Source organism: Aquimarina sp. KJ22-3 (genome assembly GCF_055808215.1).
The window spans coordinates 2,744,695-2,759,467 of record NZ_CM147859.1; the positions used below are offsets into that span (position 1 = coordinate 2,744,695).

Here is a 14,773-nt window from a genome sequence, read left to right on the forward strand (position 1 = left end):
TTAACGTATTTCGCTCAATAATCATAAAACGAAGTACGATGAAAAAAGTGTATAAAATATTAAAGTGGGTAGGAGTTACTATCCTAGGTCTAGTTATTATTTTGGTTAGTTTTGGTTTCTGGTTCAAAGGACTAATTCCACCCAGAGATCAAAATTTGAAAACCACCAATGTTAGTGATTTAGCATACCTTTCAGAAAATGTAATCCCAAAAAGAGGGAAGATTTTGGCAGTGGTTACCAGTATAGACAAAATGGGAACTACTGAAAAAGAAACTGGATACGAATTAAGCGAACTTTCCAGAGCTTATTATGTATTTACTGCGAATGGTTTTGAAGTGGACATTGCTAGTACATTAGGAGGGAAACCTCCGGTAATTATAGACGATGAAGATATGGGAGCATATGATTATGCTTTTCTAAACGATTCTATCGCACAGTACAAAACAAGTAATACGATCCCTATAGAAAGGGTGGTGCCAGAAGATTATGAAGCCATCTTTTTTGCAGGAGGAAAGGGGGCTATGTATGATTTTCCTGATAATCCCTATATCCAATCTATAGTTAGTGAATATTATCAATCAGACAAAGTGGTTGGAGCCGTGTGCCACGGACCAGCAGCATTGGTAAATGTTACCCTGGATAATGGTGAATCCTTATTGAAAGGTAAAGAGGTAAGTGGGTTTACCAACGATGAAGAATTACTATTGATTTCTGATGCAAAAACTATTTTTCCATTTCTTCTACAAGATAAAATTGAGGAACAAGGAGCAAATTTTGAAGAAGGAGTTATGTATTTGGATAACGTTAGTCATTCAGGTAATTTGATTACAGGACAGAATCCATGGTCTACCTGGACACTTGCAGAAACTATGATTCAACAAATGGGATATACCCCAAAGTACAGACAAATTACAGATGAAGAATATGCGGTCCAGGTATTATTAGCTTATCATACAAATGGAAAACAAAAGGCTAAGGAAAAAATAAACACGCTTATAGTGTCAAAACAGAAGCCTGTAAATCGAGTTTTGATTGCTAAGCATAGCATTTTGGCAGCTATGAAAGGAGAGGTAGGGAATTTTTATAACCTATTGAATTTGGTATCGTATGCTAAAAAATGTGAAGCAAAAACTAACAAAATATAAGTACATTTGATAAAAACGATCTATTGGATTTCTTAGATATTCTCCTTATCATCATTAGCAGTGCAGGACTTTTACACGGTCTGTCCTTTGCCGTATACTTATCCTTTTTCAAAAAAAGAAGACAACAGCCAATCTATTACTTGGGCTGTTGTTGGTTTTTATGGCGTTTAGGATCGGAAAATCAGTGCTGCTCCATTTTGGAGATGATCTGGAACCCATATTTATTTTTATCGGTCTGGCTTTCTTATTACTAATAGGTCCTTTGTTGCGTTGGTATGTAATTGCAATGACTCGTCCCAATTTTTTGCTTCCCAAAGCCTATTTTCTAGAACTGATTCCGTTTGTATTGGTGTTTGTTTCTAGCTTTATGGTCACCAATAGTTGGTTTGATGAAAATAACAGAACTGCAGTTATCGTATTTGGAAGTGTGCTTATAAGTATCTATCTGCACTTTGCATTTTATATTATTGCTTCGGCTATATTGATAAGGCAAATGAAGAAAAGACATCAGCATACTTTACTCACTAAATTTCAAAAATCAATACTTCAATGGTTATCTTTATTGATTGTTGGTTTTGTTATTATTTGGATTTCTTATGTCTTAAATATCATAGAGAATACAGTTCCTTATATTGTTGGACCTATTATGTATTCTTTGGTGATCTATTTTTTAAGTTATAAAGCTTTTCAGTTAAAAACAACCGATGTAGACGGAAATGTGTTTAAAGAAAACAAGGATATTCAGTTATTTGATCAACTATCACAATTTGTAGTGAAAGAAAAAAGGTATCTCGAACCAGATTTTTCATTATCCGTTTTAAGTAAATCGATAGGGAAGAGCACTCAGAAAACTTCAGAAATCATTAACCAATATGGGAATCAGAATTTTAATGATTTTATTAATTATTATCGTGTACAAGAAGCTAAAAGCTTGTTGAAAAAGGATAAGAATCAACTGTTTAAAATAGCTTCTATTGCCTTTGATGTAGGGTTTAGTAGTTTGTCTTCATTTAATGCTGCTTTTAAAAAATTCGAAGGTGTGACACCTTCTGCCTATAGAAAAGAGAACGTTGAATAAGGAGAATCATGTATTTTTTTCAGATGGAAAGAGACTGTATTTAGTTGGGAGTTTGAAAATAAATTTGGAATATACCCCATAAAAAACATTTCTTTGCACCACAAAATGACACAAAATAACATACATATCGCACCGAAATCACTGTTTAGTCAGTGTGATTATCGAAGGATTAATGAATTATCCATTCGAAACAGGACGTTATGTAGCCAATTTTGACCATTTTTATGAAGTGATTTAAAGTAAAAACTAGATATAACTACAGGCGTCCAAGAAATTGGGCGCTTTTTTTATGAATTTTTTTAGCAAAATGAATAAAAGTTAATTAGCACATAAAAATTAGCCTTTGGAAAGTAAGCATCAGGGAGACAGACTATTGCAAAAATATCCAAAATCCGTTGAAAAACGGACAGGGATTTCTACACCTTGTTTTAAGTATAAGTAATTGATAATCAATAAAATAAATCTAAAAAATATTTGGAGATATAAAAAAAGTTCTCATCTTTGCATCGCAATCAAAACAAGAAATAAGTAGTAAGATTGCTTAACAATAAAACAATTTTAAAAAACAAGAAAATGATACCGAGTAGTTCGCAACATATTTTAAATCCACTCTTTGTTGAGAAAAGAGAGTATTGTTCTGATGCAAACAGAATAGGTGTCTATTTTATAGAAAAGATGATAATAAGGATATAGCTTATTAAAACATTTATATATAAAAGAGGCGCCCAAATAAGGCGCCTTTTTTTATGCATATCGTTCATTGACATATTGAAAACCAAACACATTGACGTGTAGCTTAATTGGAGAAAGCACTCGGCTTTTAACCGAGGTGATGTAGGTTCAAGTCCTACTACGTCAACATTAATGGAAGGGCAAGCCAATAGGTGGTGGCCGCAGTCTTGAAAACTGTTAGGAGATAATGACTCGTGTGGGTTCGATTCCCACTCCTTCCGCTCATTATGGAGGGTAGGTAAATACTGGTTTGTTACGCTCGCCTGCTAAGCGGGATTTCGTTTATTACGTTATGAAGGTTCGATTCCTTTGCCCTCCGAAATAAAGATACTGTAGCTTAATGGTTATCGCCGATGAGCTGTTAACTCTCAAGATGTAGGTTCGAGTCCTACCAGTATCGCAAAGACAAGGTGGCTGAAAGGTTAAGGTTACAGACTGCAACTCTGTTATTTATGAGTTCGAATCTCATCCTTGTCTCAATGACTAGAATAGTATCAAACTTGTTTGTGTACTAAGATAATCCACTTTATGACTTGATGAGAAAGCGTAGCAATTTCATCCTTGTCTCAATGATCAATAGTATCACATTTATTTCAAAAGGAAGTATTGAGCAATTGGTTGGCTCCCCGGACTGTAAATTCGGTCTCTTCGGAGCGTGTAGGTTCGAGTCCTACTGCTTCCACGATTTAAAAGATTTCCCCATTGGGAAATATAGTACCGTAGCACAACGGCTAGTGCACCCGACTGTCTCTCGGAAGGTCGCGGGTTCGAATCCCGTCGGTACTGCAAAGCATAACGATGGGATGAGAAGTTTATCCTGAGTTCCTTAACAAGTTTGGACAATTTAGATCGAAGGAAATCTCGTCGGTAATGCGATACTTATCTGGGGGTATAACAATGGTAGTTTACCCGCCTTGGACGCGGGAGGTTATAGGTTCGAGTCCTGTTCCCCAGACAAATTGCTCTGTTCGTATAATGGTTTAGTACACCTGACTTTCTATCAGGAAATAGGGGTTCGATTCCCCTACAGAGTGCTAGATGAAGTACTGTAAATACTTCAAAATATCAAACGCAAGGATGGCGGAACCGGAATACGCGCCTGATTTAGAATCAGGATTTTGAGAGTTCGAATCTCTCTCCTTGTACATTGACCTGTGATGTAATGGTAGCATCCAAGACTTTGACTTTTGGTGTAAAGGTTCAAATCCTTTCAGGTCATCAAATGGTATCTCTAGCTTATCTGGTAAAGCATCCCACTGTGAATGGGAAGAACAGGGTTCGAGTCCCGGGGTACACCCAAAAACAAAGGTTGTAACAGCACTTTTATTATCTACGCAAAATAATTGCGTAGTATCAGTACATTTTTGTCCTATCAATGTAAACGGAAAAACAAATGTTAAGGGAAGCGTTAGAAGTTTACTGTAATCGCCCTACTACCATTTTGGAGTAGGTAGTTGGGCTAGGACAAAGCGCCTCTTTAGCTCAAGACTCAGCGCTGATGGTTACCTTTTAATTATTAAAATGAAAAATTATGACAAATTCATTACTTGAAGATAATAATCTAGATAAGTTTTTGGAAAACAATAGAGAGTTCTGGTCGGCATTAGAAACAGAATGTGTAGCAGAATGTTGTGGTATAGACGCATATGATTTCTCTAAAGAAGCTATTAAAGAAATCATTGAATCTTTTGATTCAAATAGAATATTAGATGATTTAAATACAGCAATTCAATTTATTGAAGTATCAAAATCAGAACATATGCATAGCACTATATTTAATTATTACGCAACGAAAAAAGAAAGTATTGAATTATTTAAAAATATCAAGCTGGTCTTGTTGTGTGTTTCTGTATAGCACCATTGTATGAAGTATTGCATGATTTGTATGATCACTTCATATGCAACTTGACTTGAAGGTTCGACTATCACCAAAAATAGTCCACCATTCTATGGGTCGCGGGTTCGATTCCCGTCTTTAGCTTGAAGTAAATCTTCAGTGGCTATTGTAGCTCAGTTGGTTAGAGCAATAGATCGTTTCTGTGGGTTCGAGTCCCACTATCCTTTATGGATATGGCGGAATTGGTAAACGCACTAGACTGAAAATCTAGCGAAACAGGCACTTTAATGCCTCTTTTATTTGCACAGGTTCGATTCCTGTCGAGACCACTTTTTTAGGTTTCGTAGCTCAGTGGCTAGAGCACTACACTCATAATGTAGGTTATAAAGCTAGGCTAACTTTTAAAAATGGCCCCAGCTGTCTTGCTGTTAAATAGGACAAAAATGGTGATGGCAAATCAGTTGTTAAAGTATTCATACCAAAACAACAGTCTGGAACGTACTTTGAACTATTGGAATTGTTAGTATTTGAAATAGCTACTTTTTTGGATTCAGGTTTTAGAAACAAATGATCTTTTATGATGATTTTTCTTTGATCTCTTTTCACAAAACTGGTTGTTGGATGATCTAATACACCAATATTTCCGTACCGGAAAGACGATTTGCTCTCACTGTTTTTCTTAGAAATTAAAAATTGCGTAAGGGATAGCAGTGGCATCCTTTTTATATAGAAGCCTGAGACTCTCGAAGGCTAGTATGTAAAAAGATAAAACGAATAGCCCGACCCAAAGGGATACGCCCAAAATATACTTCGAGATAGCGCCATACCCGTAGCTCTGGATTGAAGTAGACAAGGTCTCCGTTACAGGAATTGTCATCTAATAAATGTCTAATTAAAAAATGAAGAAATGAAAAGAGTAAGAATCAACGCGGGCAAAGTAGGTTTGGTTTTCAAAAAGGGAGATTATCAACGTGTAATCACTAAGGGAATCCATTGGTTAGGATTTAACGAAAGAGCACTTCAATATGATCTTACCAAGCCTTTTGCCGCACCTGTAGCGCTAGAACTCTTGCTAGAAGATAAAGCGTTGGAGGCCATGCTACATGTGATTGAAGTAAAAGATAACGAGATCATATTGATGTATGAAAATGGTAATTTCAAAAACATATTGGCAGCCGGTCGATACGTTTTTTGGAAAGGATTGATGGATTACGAATTTAAGAAAGCAGATCTAAGTAAGATCTACATTACCGAAAAAATCGATAAGTCATTGTTCAACCACTATGCATTGACCAAATACATTAGAGCTTTTGAAGTGGCTGCATACGAAAAAGCCGTCTTGATTGTGGATGATGTATATGCTAAAACTTTGGAAAGCGGTACCTATCGTTTCTGGAGAAATGACACCTCAATTAAGATTGCAAAAGCAGATTTGCGTCAGTTGCAATTAGAAATTGCTGGTCAGGAATTGTTGACCAAAGATAAAGCGGCTGTTCGTATTAACTTTTATACGCAGTATAAGGTTATTGATATTGAAAAAGCGCTTTTGGAAAACAAGGATTACGAAAAGCAATTGTATATCGCAATGCAATTAGCATTGAGAACTTTCGTAGGAAACTACACCCTGGATGAACTGTTGGAGCGTAAGGAAAGTATGGCTAGCTCAGTACTGGAAAGCGTAAAAAACCAGGCAGTTAAACTAGGTGTGCGAGTATTGAATTGTGGAATCCGGGATATTATCCTTCCTGGAGATATGAAAGAGATCATGAACCAAGTATTGGTTGCACAAAAGAAAGCTCAAGCTAATATCATTACACGTCGTGAGGAAACAGCTTCTACACGTAGCTTGCTAAACACTGCAAAACTTATGGAAGAAAACGAGATGCTTTACAAACTTAAAGAAATGGAGTATGTAGAGAAGATCGCCGACAAGATTGGTGAGATTAGTGTCTCTGGAGACGGAGGTATGATCAAGCAATTGAAGGATATATTTTCTGTGAATAAGTAATTTTTTTGAAAAGCGTTGATCCAAGGGGATTAGCGCTTTTTTTGTAAAAGAGCATAAATTGATTGTCTTACACCTTCTAATTTTATAAATTTGCGTATATGATACGCCAAAATATAAAAGTAGCTGTAGATGCGGTGGTCTTTGGATACAAAGACAAAACGCTTAATGTGTTATTGATCAAAAGAGATATAGCTCCTTTTAAGGATTCCTGGGCTTTACCGGGAGGATTGGTGTTAGAAAATGAAAGTTTAGAGCAAGCAGTAGAACGGGAGCTCAAAGAAGAAACCAACGTAAAAGTAGATTATCTCGAGCAACTATATTCGTTTGGTACACCTGGTAGAGATCCTAGAAATAGGGTAGTAAGCATTACTTATTTTGCCTTGGTAAAACCAGAACATCATGAGATCAAAGCAGATACAGATGCCCAGGATGTGGCTTGGTTTGATATCCAGAAGCTGCCAGATTTGGCATTTGATCATCAACATATTCTGGAAAAAGCTAAACAACGCTTGCAGAACAAACTCACCTACGAACCCATTGGATTTGACTTGTTGGATGATAAATTCTTGTTTTCGGACCTGGAAAAGTTATATATGACGATACTCGAGAAACAAATCGATCGACGTAACTTCAGAAAGAAAATACTGAGTTTTGATATTTTGGAAGAATTGGACGAGAAAGTATCCGAAGGTAGAGGTAGACCAGCTAACTTATTTCAATTCAACAAAAAACAGTACTTCAAACATCAAAAAGAAGGGTTCCTCTTCGATATTAAATAACTATTCAATACTTCAAAAGCTTTTTAATGTAATTTTTACGCAAAATATTTGGTGGATTCGTTATGGTGTTTTAAATTTGCGTAAAAACAACACAATAATGAAGTATTTACATCTAGACCCTTCGTTCACACCTTATGAAAATTCTATCGAATTTGATGCTTTTGTTTTCAATGGAGGAGAACCTCATATCAAAATAAAAGAACAACAAATTGGGGATACAGTTACTATTACGCATCGTATTTCTTCGTTTAACGATATGGGATTGTTGCTCATTGCTACAGATGCGCTTCGTAGAATGGGAGTAAGGTATATCAATGCTTTTATTCCTTATTTCCCGGCAGCTAGACAGGATAGAGTGATGGTAACAGGAGAGTCCTTGAGTGTAAAAGTATATGCAGATATGATGAATGCGCAAAAATACAATCAAGTAACCGTATTTGATCCACATTCTGAAGTAACACCCGCATTATTGAATAATGTAAAGGTGATTTATAATTATGAATTTGTGAAGACATGTATAGAGAAGATCAATGAAGAAGTTGTATTGATTTCTCCAGATGGAGGAGCGTTGAAGAAAATCTATAAAGTTTCGGAATACCTGGGTGGAGTAGAAGTTATTGAGTGTTCTAAAAAAAGAGATGTAAAAACAGGGCAATTATTCGGTTTTAGAGTGTATGAAGATGATTTAAAAGGAAAGCACTGTATGATAGTCGATGACATTTGCGACGGAGGAGGAACTTTTTTAGGCCTTGCCGAGGAACTTAAAGCAAAGAATGCTGGGGCATTAAGTCTGGTGGTAAGTCATGGGATTTTTAGTAAAGGAGTAGAGGTGTTGACAGAGCAATTTGATTATGTGTTTACCACGAATTCATTCAAGGATTTTGATGATGACAAACTGTATCAATTTCCACTTTAAAAAACTAGGATTATGATCATAGAAGCAGCAATAGGAGACGCATATGGAGCGGGTTTTGAGTTCCGAAAAGATGCGTTTATAAAAACAAATAATACACTCACCGCATATCATTCTCATGGTTTATATACCGAGATTTATAAAAAGTATACCGATGATACACAAATGGCTATTGCCATTGCAGAGTTATTAGTAGAAGAAGATGATTGGACTCAAGAAAAGGTAGCGGATAAGTTTGTAGAAGTATTTCATCGTGATATACGTAGAGGATATTCTAATCGTGTATATGATGCCCTTTACAGCAGCAAAACAGGAAAGGATTTTTTAAAAACTATCAATGATCAGAGTTCTGGTAACGGAGCTGCGATGCGAGCGTATACCTTGGGATATATTCGGGATATTGATCAATTGAAAGCTTTTGTTGAAATTCAAGCTAAAACCTCTCACAATACACAAGAAGGAATTACCGGGGCATTACGCATTGCTTTGGCAGTTCATTACTATTTATATGTAAATGAAGGTTCTTTGATCGAGTTTTTGGATGAAACCATACAAGAAAAAGGAAATTATCAAATTGTTAGTCCTATCGACATGCATTCATATCCTACTACCAATGCTGTGATTCCATGGGTAATTGAAGCGACTAGTATGCGATCATGTTTGCAAAAAGGAATAGATTATGGAGGCGATACGGATACCGTTGCCGAAATGTCTATGGCTATTTTGAGTGTAAAAAAGGGAGTAGTCAATGATTTACCATCCTTTTTATACGATGAGCTAGAAAATGGCAAGTATGGTAGAGATTATCTGGTAACACTAGATAGGAAGCTACAAAAAAAGTTTGGTTTTTGAATATAAAGTATACAGGAATACACTATGGGAATACAAAATAAAGTGCGTGTCATTACAGCGCCAGAGGATGTAACAAATATCAAAGATTATTCTGTTTTTCTGGCCGGCAGTATCGAAGGGGATACAGCCCAAAAATGGCAGGATAAAGTGATTCAAGCGTTAGAAGGAGATCAGGTTACCTTGCTTAATCCACGAAGGTTGAATTGGGACACTAGCTGGAAGCAAGAAATTACAAATCCACAGTTTAACGAGCAAGTCACCTGGGAATTGGATGCTTTGGAGCAATGTGATCTGATAGTTATGTATTTTGATAAAGGGACGAAGTCTCCAATTTCATTACTAGAATTGGGATTATTTGCCAAAAGTGGGAAACTAATCGTATGTTGTCCAGAGGGTTTTTGGAGAAAAGGAAATGTAGATATCGTTTGCAAACGGTATGGGGTACAACAGGTAGATCGATTAGAAGAATTGATTGAAGAGATTAAAAAGAGAAAGAAATGAAATATTCATTACAGAAAATACAAGAAGAATTTAATTCCGACAAAAGTATAAAGTATCTATTCTTCTGGGGACACACTCCCAATAAAGATGGTAGCATAGGTAAAAGCTGTTTTAGTCAGTGGTGGGAATCGCCTTTTCAGGTTGAAGGCCTTACTTATAAAACTGCAGAGCATTGGATGATGGCAGAAAAAGCTAGATTATTTAAAGATAATACTGTTTTGAAAGAAATATTGGTTTGTAATCATCCTATGGAAGCCAAAAAATTAGGAAGAAAGGTAAAAGATTTTGATCCCGAAATCTGGAATCAGCATAAATATGAAATTGTGAAACAAGGGAACTTTTATAAATTTTCACAACACGAAGATTTAAAACAGTTCCTAACAAATACAAAAAATCGAATATTGGTGGAAGCTAGCCCAAGAGATCGCATTTGGGGAATAGGAATGAGTCAAAATAATGAAAAGGCAGAAAACCCTAATTTATGGAGAGGACAGAATTTGTTAGGATTTGCTTTGATGGAAGTTAGGGATGAACTAGTATAATTTGAAATGAAAGAGATTACTTATTTAAAAGGAGATGCTACCGTTCCACAGGCTAAGGGAACAAAGATCATTGTGCATATATGTAACAATATTGGAGGTTGGGGAAAAGGATTTGTTCTTGCGATTTCCAAAAGATGGTCAGAGCCTGAAAAATCGTATAGAGAATGGCATCAAAATAGCGCAAAAAACGATTTTGAATTAGGAGCTATTCAGGTAATTCAGGTTGCAGATTATATTTATGTAGGGAATATGATAGCGCAACAAGGAATAAAAACAGGAAGTAATGGTGTGCCTATACGATATGAAGCGGTGAGAGAATGTTTAGAAAAGATTTCAAAAGAAGCTCAACTGCTTTCTGCCAGCATTCACATGCCAAGGATAGGGTGCGGACTTGCTGGAGGTAAATGGGAAAAAATAGAACCGATAATACAAGAAACACTAATTCAAAAAGAGTTAGATGTTTATGTATATGATTTCAATTGAAATGAAACCAAACCATAAACAGATCAGTAAATTTTTAAGTTTGATTCTAAGGCATGATCCAGGAAAAATCGGATTAGTATTGGATAATCAGGGTTGGGCAGATGTGCAAACCTTGTTAACTAAATTACAGAAGCAGTTTTCTGGCCTGGATCTCAATCTTTTGCAAGAAATAGTGTCATCCAATGATAAGCAACGATTTGCTTTTAATGAGAATCATACAAAAATAAGAGCCAGTCAAGGGCATTCTGTTACTATCGATTTAAACTATGCACCAAAACAACCACCAGAATTGTTGTATCATGGTACAGTGGACAAATTTATAGGGGCTATCAAAGAAAAAGGATTGCTTAAAATGAATAGACATCATGTGCATCTTAGCGAAGAGTTAGATACGGCTTCAACTGTAGGTGCTCGTAGAGGCAAACCTATTATTTTAACAGTGAGAGCTGGTGAGATGTATAGTGACGGTATTCCATTTTTTCAATCGGACAATCAGGTATGGTTAACAGATCATGTTCCTGTAAAATATATTGATTTTGAATTATGAGAACTTTAGTCATAGGTGACATACATGGCGGTTGCAAAGCGCTGTTACAAGTTTTAGATAGAGCAGGAGTAACTCCAAAAGATACATTAATTTTTTTGGGAGATTATATAGATGGTTGGAATGAATCTTCAGAAACCGTTCAAAAACTAATAGAATTATCCCAAACGAATACCTGTGTTTTTATAAGAGGTAATCATGATGTGTGGTGTGGATTATGGCTAGAAAAAGGAGCTACCAATCCTATTTGGCTAGCGCATGGAGGAAAGGAAACGATGAGTAGCTACATACGATCCGGGCACGTTTTAGACGAAGCCCACAAGACATTTTTTGATCGATTACAAGATTATTATTTAGATGCGCAAAATAGACTATTTGTACATGCAGGCTTCACATCAATGAAAGGAGTAGGGCATGAAGAATATGATTCTAATTATTATTGGGATAGAACCCTTTGGGAAACTGCAATATTGGCAGACAAGGTAGATGCTGATGAACTGATTAAAAGCCCTCCAAAACGTTTTGCGCATTACAACGAAATCTTTATTGGCCATACACCTACAACGAATTATGGTAAAACTAAACCGCTAAATGCGTATAATGTATGGAATATCGATACAGGAGCTGCGTTTAAAGGTAAACTGAGTATAGTTGATGTAGACACCAAGGAGTTTTGGCAGAGTGATCCAGTATTTACTTTGTATCCAACAGAACGGGGTAGAAACTAATCACTCACTCACCTCAGAAATAATTTTGAGAGAAAAGTAGTAAAATACTTGCGGGAATTAAACTTCTGTTTTATATTTGCGTATATATAACGCAAAATAATAAATTATGAACCCACTACTTTTGACAGACGGATATAAACTAGGCCACAGAGAACAATATCCACAAGGAACGACCCTTGTATATTCTAATTGGACGCCAAGAAAGAGTAGAGTAGAAGGCGTAAATAATGTGGTGTTTTTCGGATTGCAATACTTCATTAAGGAGTATTTGATCAAGAGGTTTAATGAAGACTTCTTTAATCAACCAAAACAAGCAGTAGTTTCAGAATATAAAAAATATGTAGATCACTACTTGGGTGTGGATTATGATATCCAGCATGTTGAATCCTTACACGATCTGGGATATCTACCTATAGAGATAAAAGCCATACCTGAGGGTACAGAAGTACCTATTCGAGTACCTATGTTTACTTTGGTAAACACCAAACCTGAGTTTTTCTGGTTAACAAACTATCTGGAAACCTTATTATCTAGTATCATTTGGCAGCCTTGTACCTCGGCTACGATTGCTAAACAATACCGAAAAATATTGAATCAATATGCTTTGGATACCGACAAGGATAACTTAGAATTTGTTACTTGGCAAGGTCACGACTTTTCGATGCGTGGTATGTCGGGTACAGAATCGGCTATTTTGAGTGGGATGGGGCACGCTTTGGCTTTTTCGGGTAGTGATACCTTACCCGTTGCTAAGGCATATGAAACGTATTACAATACCGACGTAACCAAAGAACTGGTAATTGGTAGTGTAAATGCAACAGAACACAGTGTGATGTGTGCAGGTAGTAAGGATGACGAGATTGGAACCTTTAGAAGATTGTTAGAAACCTATCCAACAGGGATATTGTCAGTAGTGTCGGATACCTGGGATTTGTGGAAAGTATTGACTGAATATCTTCCAGAACTAAAGCAAGAAGTACTGGATCGCGAAGGGAAACTAGTGATTCGTCCCGATTCTGGAGACCCAGTAGATATCATCTGCGGATGTGAACACGAAAACCCAATTGTTGCCAAAGGTGTAATAGAACTACTTTGGGATGAATTTGGAGGAACCATCAATGATCAAGGTTATAAGGTGCTAAATCCAAAAATAGGTGCTATATATGGAGATAGTATCACTATAGAAAGAGCAACTCAAATTTGTGAACGCCTTAAGCAAAAAGGATTTGCATCTACCAATGTGGTATTAGGTATCGGAAGCTTTACGTATCAATACAATACCAGAGATACTTTTGGATTTGCTATGAAAGCTACTTATGTAGAAGTAAACGGAGAAGGACGAGAAATCTTCAAAGATCCTGTAACCGATGATGGTACCAAAAAATCTGCAAAAGGTTTGATCCAGTTGTACCAACAAAACGGAAGCATAAACTTTAAAGATCAAGTTTCAAAAGAGGAAGAAAAAGAAGGTGTATTGCAAACCGTTTTTATCAACGGAGAACTAAAAGTGGATGATACTTTGGATCAAATTAGAAAAAGAATTATGAAGCAATATTTAAAAACATAAAACACTGATTCAAAAATATTTATAATTATTTAATTAACCTTTAAGTTTAAATAACTTAGAGGTTAATTAGTTTGTAGTATTAGATAGAATCTACATGCGGAAATCTAATATCGTAGTCTGCTTTAAGATGAGTAAGTTTATCAAAAAAGGACTTATTTTCTTTATGTGTTCTATTATTCTTGAAGTGTACAAATTTACCCTGCGCATGTATACTTACTCCGTTGGTTTTATACATATAAAACTGATAGTAAGGAATAATCCAGGTAAAGTTTCGTAATCCTTTGTTGATGGCTAGTAAAATACCGTTGGGTCTCAATTCAATGCTGCCATAACTCAAATCTGATACCGAATTTAGATACTTACTAAGATTTGGGCTCACATCATCAATAATCATGCGTTTAGACCCGATACCATTCATTTTAAATGATTGAATCAATGAAAAGGGTTTCCCCACCAAATCATTGATGATCTTTTTGTTCTCCTTGCTGCTATAGGTAGTTTCTAAAATCATAACTATTTTATTTTAAAAAAGAATACCCTGTTAAGAATCATAAAAGACAGGGTATTCCTCGATTCAAACCAACATCTAAACGCATTCATCATTCCTCATTGCTGGTATTGATAAAATCACTAAACACAATAAATATCTGCTGGGTTACACAGGCAATCCTTTTAAACGTTTTTCAATTTTTCGCTTTTTTTCTGTAAGACGTTTCATCAAATCCATAAGATCTGCATCCTTTGTTTTCTTATAAATCTCATTTATACTTAATATGAGCGACTTTGCTTCTCTGGAAGCGGCTACTCTGTCGCTGGTTGACATATTTGACATCTTACGATTTTCAAATTCCAATGCATCTTGTATCAATTCCATTCGTAATGTTTTTATAATTGTTAGAAAAAATTTTAAAAATATTGTTGTTTCAGAAAAAATTGAAATCAACAATTATCTTAATTCAAATTTCATACCATAAATATACATCTTGTTTAATTAATCACAATGAACATTAAACAAAAATTAACTATTGTTTGAATAGTTTTATGATTCGGTTAAAATTCTAACC

16 protein-coding genes and 13 tRNA genes are annotated in these 14,773 nt (G+C 35.7%); 26 read left to right on the forward strand and 3 right to left on the reverse strand.

Annotated elements, in window-relative coordinates; translation table 11 throughout:
* Positions 1-38: 38 nt before the first annotated feature.
* The 16 genes from AC0L3Q_RS12645 to AC0L3Q_RS12720 all read left to right on the forward strand — a co-directional run bounded on the left by AC0L3Q_RS12645 (position 39) and on the right by AC0L3Q_RS12720 (position 5,121).
* The gene (locus AC0L3Q_RS12645) at positions 39-1,145 is read left to right on the forward strand and encodes a type 1 glutamine amidotransferase domain-containing protein (RefSeq protein ID WP_473279735.1); all 1,107 of its coding nucleotides are present in this window, start codon (positions 39-41) and stop codon (positions 1,143-1,145) included.
* A gap of 160 nt (positions 1,146-1,305) precedes the next feature.
* Positions 1,306-2,223 (forward strand): helix-turn-helix domain-containing protein, encoded by a 918-nt coding sequence (locus AC0L3Q_RS12650; protein WP_473279737.1) that lies wholly within the window; start codon positions 1,306-1,308, stop codon positions 2,221-2,223.
* 785 nt (positions 2,224-3,008) lie between these two features.
* Positions 3,009-3,082: transfer RNA gene (locus AC0L3Q_RS12655), tRNA-Lys, on the forward strand.
* Positions 3,083-3,089: 7 nt separating this feature from the next.
* Positions 3,090-3,176 (forward strand) — tRNA-Ser (locus AC0L3Q_RS12660).
* 8 nt (positions 3,177-3,184) lie between these two features.
* Positions 3,185-3,274 (forward strand) — tRNA-Ser (locus AC0L3Q_RS12665).
* 7 nt (positions 3,275-3,281) lie between these two features.
* Positions 3,282-3,355: transfer RNA gene (locus tag AC0L3Q_RS12670), tRNA-Asn, on the forward strand.
* 4 nt (positions 3,356-3,359) lie between these two features.
* Positions 3,360-3,432 (forward strand) — tRNA-Cys (locus AC0L3Q_RS12675).
* 122 nt (positions 3,433-3,554) lie between these two features.
* Positions 3,555-3,637 (forward strand) — tRNA-Tyr (locus tag AC0L3Q_RS12680).
* A gap of 31 nt (positions 3,638-3,668) precedes the next feature.
* Positions 3,669-3,741, forward strand: a tRNA-Asp gene (locus AC0L3Q_RS12685).
* Positions 3,742-3,838: 97 nt separating this feature from the next.
* Positions 3,839-3,910 (forward strand) — tRNA-Pro (locus tag AC0L3Q_RS12690).
* 6 nt (positions 3,911-3,916) lie between these two features.
* Positions 3,917-3,989: transfer RNA gene (locus AC0L3Q_RS12695), tRNA-Glu, on the forward strand.
* Between the two features lie 37 nt (positions 3,990-4,026).
* A tRNA-Leu gene (locus AC0L3Q_RS12700) sits at positions 4,027-4,100 on the forward strand.
* Positions 4,101-4,103: 3 nt separating this feature from the next.
* A tRNA-Gln gene (locus tag AC0L3Q_RS12705) sits at positions 4,104-4,174 on the forward strand.
* Positions 4,175-4,180: 6 nt separating this feature from the next.
* Positions 4,181-4,250 (forward strand) — tRNA-His (locus AC0L3Q_RS12710).
* Between the two features lie 236 nt (positions 4,251-4,486).
* Positions 4,487-4,810, forward strand: coding sequence for a DUF6331 family protein (locus AC0L3Q_RS12715; RefSeq protein ID WP_473279739.1), 324 nt, complete (start codon positions 4,487-4,489; stop codon positions 4,808-4,810).
* A gap of 217 nt (positions 4,811-5,027) precedes the next feature.
* Positions 5,028-5,121, forward strand: a tRNA-Phe gene (locus tag AC0L3Q_RS12720).
* 52 nt (positions 5,122-5,173) lie between these two features.
* On the opposite strand, the gene AC0L3Q_RS12725 is transcribed toward AC0L3Q_RS12720, so the two are convergent.
* The gene (locus AC0L3Q_RS12725) at positions 5,174-5,398 is read right to left on the reverse strand and encodes a hypothetical protein (RefSeq protein WP_473279741.1); all 225 of its coding nucleotides are present in this window, start codon (positions 5,396-5,398) and stop codon (positions 5,174-5,176) included.
* A 301-nt stretch (positions 5,399-5,699) separates the two neighbouring features.
* Between AC0L3Q_RS12725 and AC0L3Q_RS12730 the strand changes: the two genes are divergently transcribed.
* The 10 genes from AC0L3Q_RS12730 to AC0L3Q_RS12775 all read left to right on the forward strand — a co-directional run bounded on the left by AC0L3Q_RS12730 (position 5,700) and on the right by AC0L3Q_RS12775 (position 13,709).
* Positions 5,700-6,800: a slipin family protein gene (locus AC0L3Q_RS12730; RefSeq protein ID WP_473279743.1), complete on the forward strand. Its 1,101-nt coding sequence runs from the start codon at positions 5,700-5,702 to the stop codon at positions 6,798-6,800.
* A 98-nt stretch (positions 6,801-6,898) separates the two neighbouring features.
* On the forward strand, positions 6,899-7,579 hold the full coding sequence (locus tag AC0L3Q_RS12735; RefSeq protein ID WP_473279745.1) for an NUDIX hydrolase: 681 nt from the start codon (positions 6,899-6,901) through the stop codon (positions 7,577-7,579).
* Between the two features lie 97 nt (positions 7,580-7,676).
* Positions 7,677-8,495, forward strand: coding sequence for a ribose-phosphate diphosphokinase (prs, locus tag AC0L3Q_RS12740; RefSeq protein ID WP_473279746.1), 819 nt, complete (start codon positions 7,677-7,679; stop codon positions 8,493-8,495).
* Between the two features lie 12 nt (positions 8,496-8,507).
* Positions 8,508-9,344 (forward strand): ADP-ribosylglycohydrolase family protein, encoded by an 837-nt coding sequence (locus AC0L3Q_RS12745; protein ID WP_473279748.1) that lies wholly within the window; start codon positions 8,508-8,510, stop codon positions 9,342-9,344.
* Positions 9,345-9,368: 24 nt separating this feature from the next.
* Positions 9,369-9,845, forward strand: coding sequence for a nucleoside 2-deoxyribosyltransferase domain-containing protein (locus AC0L3Q_RS12750; RefSeq protein WP_473279750.1), 477 nt, complete (start codon positions 9,369-9,371; stop codon positions 9,843-9,845).
* Positions 9,842-10,387, forward strand: coding sequence for an NADAR family protein (locus AC0L3Q_RS12755; RefSeq protein WP_473279752.1), 546 nt, complete (start codon positions 9,842-9,844; stop codon positions 10,385-10,387). The genes AC0L3Q_RS12750 and AC0L3Q_RS12755 overlap by 4 nt, the downstream gene beginning before the upstream one ends.
* Before the next feature lie 6 nt (positions 10,388-10,393).
* Complete coding sequence (locus AC0L3Q_RS12760; RefSeq protein WP_473279754.1) at positions 10,394-10,870, forward strand: macro domain-containing protein; 477 nt, start codon at positions 10,394-10,396, stop codon at positions 10,868-10,870.
* A gap of 1 nt (position 10,871) precedes the next feature.
* On the forward strand, positions 10,872-11,417 hold the full coding sequence (locus AC0L3Q_RS12765; protein ID WP_473279756.1) for an RNA 2'-phosphotransferase: 546 nt from the start codon (positions 10,872-10,874) through the stop codon (positions 11,415-11,417).
* Positions 11,414-12,142, forward strand: a complete 729-nt coding sequence (locus AC0L3Q_RS12770; protein ID WP_473279758.1) for a metallophosphoesterase family protein — start codon at positions 11,414-11,416, stop codon at positions 12,140-12,142. Before AC0L3Q_RS12765 ends, AC0L3Q_RS12770 begins: the two co-directional genes overlap by 4 nt.
* Positions 12,143-12,248: 106 nt before the next feature.
* Entirely contained in the window at positions 12,249-13,709 is a 1,461-nt protein-coding gene (locus AC0L3Q_RS12775; RefSeq protein WP_473279760.1) for a nicotinate phosphoribosyltransferase, read from the forward strand.
* A gap of 79 nt (positions 13,710-13,788) precedes the next feature.
* Here the strand turns inward: AC0L3Q_RS12775 and AC0L3Q_RS12780 are convergent, their stop codons facing one another.
* Both AC0L3Q_RS12780 and AC0L3Q_RS12785 read right to left on the reverse strand, forming a co-directional pair.
* Positions 13,789-14,220, reverse strand: a complete 432-nt coding sequence (locus AC0L3Q_RS12780; protein ID WP_473279762.1) for a hypothetical protein — start codon at positions 14,218-14,220, stop codon at positions 13,789-13,791.
* 144 nt (positions 14,221-14,364) lie between these two features.
* Complete coding sequence (locus tag AC0L3Q_RS12785; RefSeq protein ID WP_473279764.1) at positions 14,365-14,583, reverse strand: hypothetical protein; 219 nt, start codon at positions 14,581-14,583, stop codon at positions 14,365-14,367.
* Positions 14,584-14,773 lie beyond the last annotated feature (190 nt).

Bases quoted from the DNA above. Each gene is read 5' to 3' on its own strand.
- AC0L3Q_RS12645 (WP_473279735.1), top strand. From the start codon at position 39: ATGAAAAAAGTGTATAAAATATTAAAGTGGGTAGGAGTTACTATCCTA.
- AC0L3Q_RS12765 (WP_473279756.1), top strand. From the start codon at position 10,872: ATGAAACCAAACCATAAACAGATCAGTAAATTTTTAAGTTTGATTCTA.
- AC0L3Q_RS12715 (WP_473279739.1), top strand. From the start codon at position 4,487: ATGACAAATTCATTACTTGAAGATAATAATCTAGATAAGTTTTTGGAA.
- AC0L3Q_RS12745 (WP_473279748.1), top strand. From the start codon at position 8,508: ATGATCATAGAAGCAGCAATAGGAGACGCATATGGAGCGGGTTTTGAG.
- AC0L3Q_RS12760 (WP_473279754.1), top strand. From the start codon at position 10,394: ATGAAAGAGATTACTTATTTAAAAGGAGATGCTACCGTTCCACAGGCT.
- AC0L3Q_RS12650 (WP_473279737.1), top strand. From the start codon at position 1,306: ATGGCGTTTAGGATCGGAAAATCAGTGCTGCTCCATTTTGGAGATGAT.
- AC0L3Q_RS12775 (WP_473279760.1), top strand. From the start codon at position 12,249: ATGAACCCACTACTTTTGACAGACGGATATAAACTAGGCCACAGAGAA.
- prs (WP_473279746.1), top strand. From the start codon at position 7,677: ATGAAGTATTTACATCTAGACCCTTCGTTCACACCTTATGAAAATTCT.
- AC0L3Q_RS12785 (WP_473279764.1), bottom strand. From the start codon at position 14,583: ATGGAATTGATACAAGATGCATTGGAATTTGAAAATCGTAAGATGTCA.
- AC0L3Q_RS12735 (WP_473279745.1), top strand. From the start codon at position 6,899: ATGATACGCCAAAATATAAAAGTAGCTGTAGATGCGGTGGTCTTTGGA.
- AC0L3Q_RS12750 (WP_473279750.1), top strand. From the start codon at position 9,369: ATGGGAATACAAAATAAAGTGCGTGTCATTACAGCGCCAGAGGATGTA.
- AC0L3Q_RS12770 (WP_473279758.1), top strand. From the start codon at position 11,414: ATGAGAACTTTAGTCATAGGTGACATACATGGCGGTTGCAAAGCGCTG.
- AC0L3Q_RS12755 (WP_473279752.1), top strand. From the start codon at position 9,842: ATGAAATATTCATTACAGAAAATACAAGAAGAATTTAATTCCGACAAA.
- AC0L3Q_RS12780 (WP_473279762.1), bottom strand. From the start codon at position 14,220: ATGATTTTAGAAACTACCTATAGCAGCAAGGAGAACAAAAAGATCATC.
- AC0L3Q_RS12730 (WP_473279743.1), top strand. From the start codon at position 5,700: ATGAAAAGAGTAAGAATCAACGCGGGCAAAGTAGGTTTGGTTTTCAAA.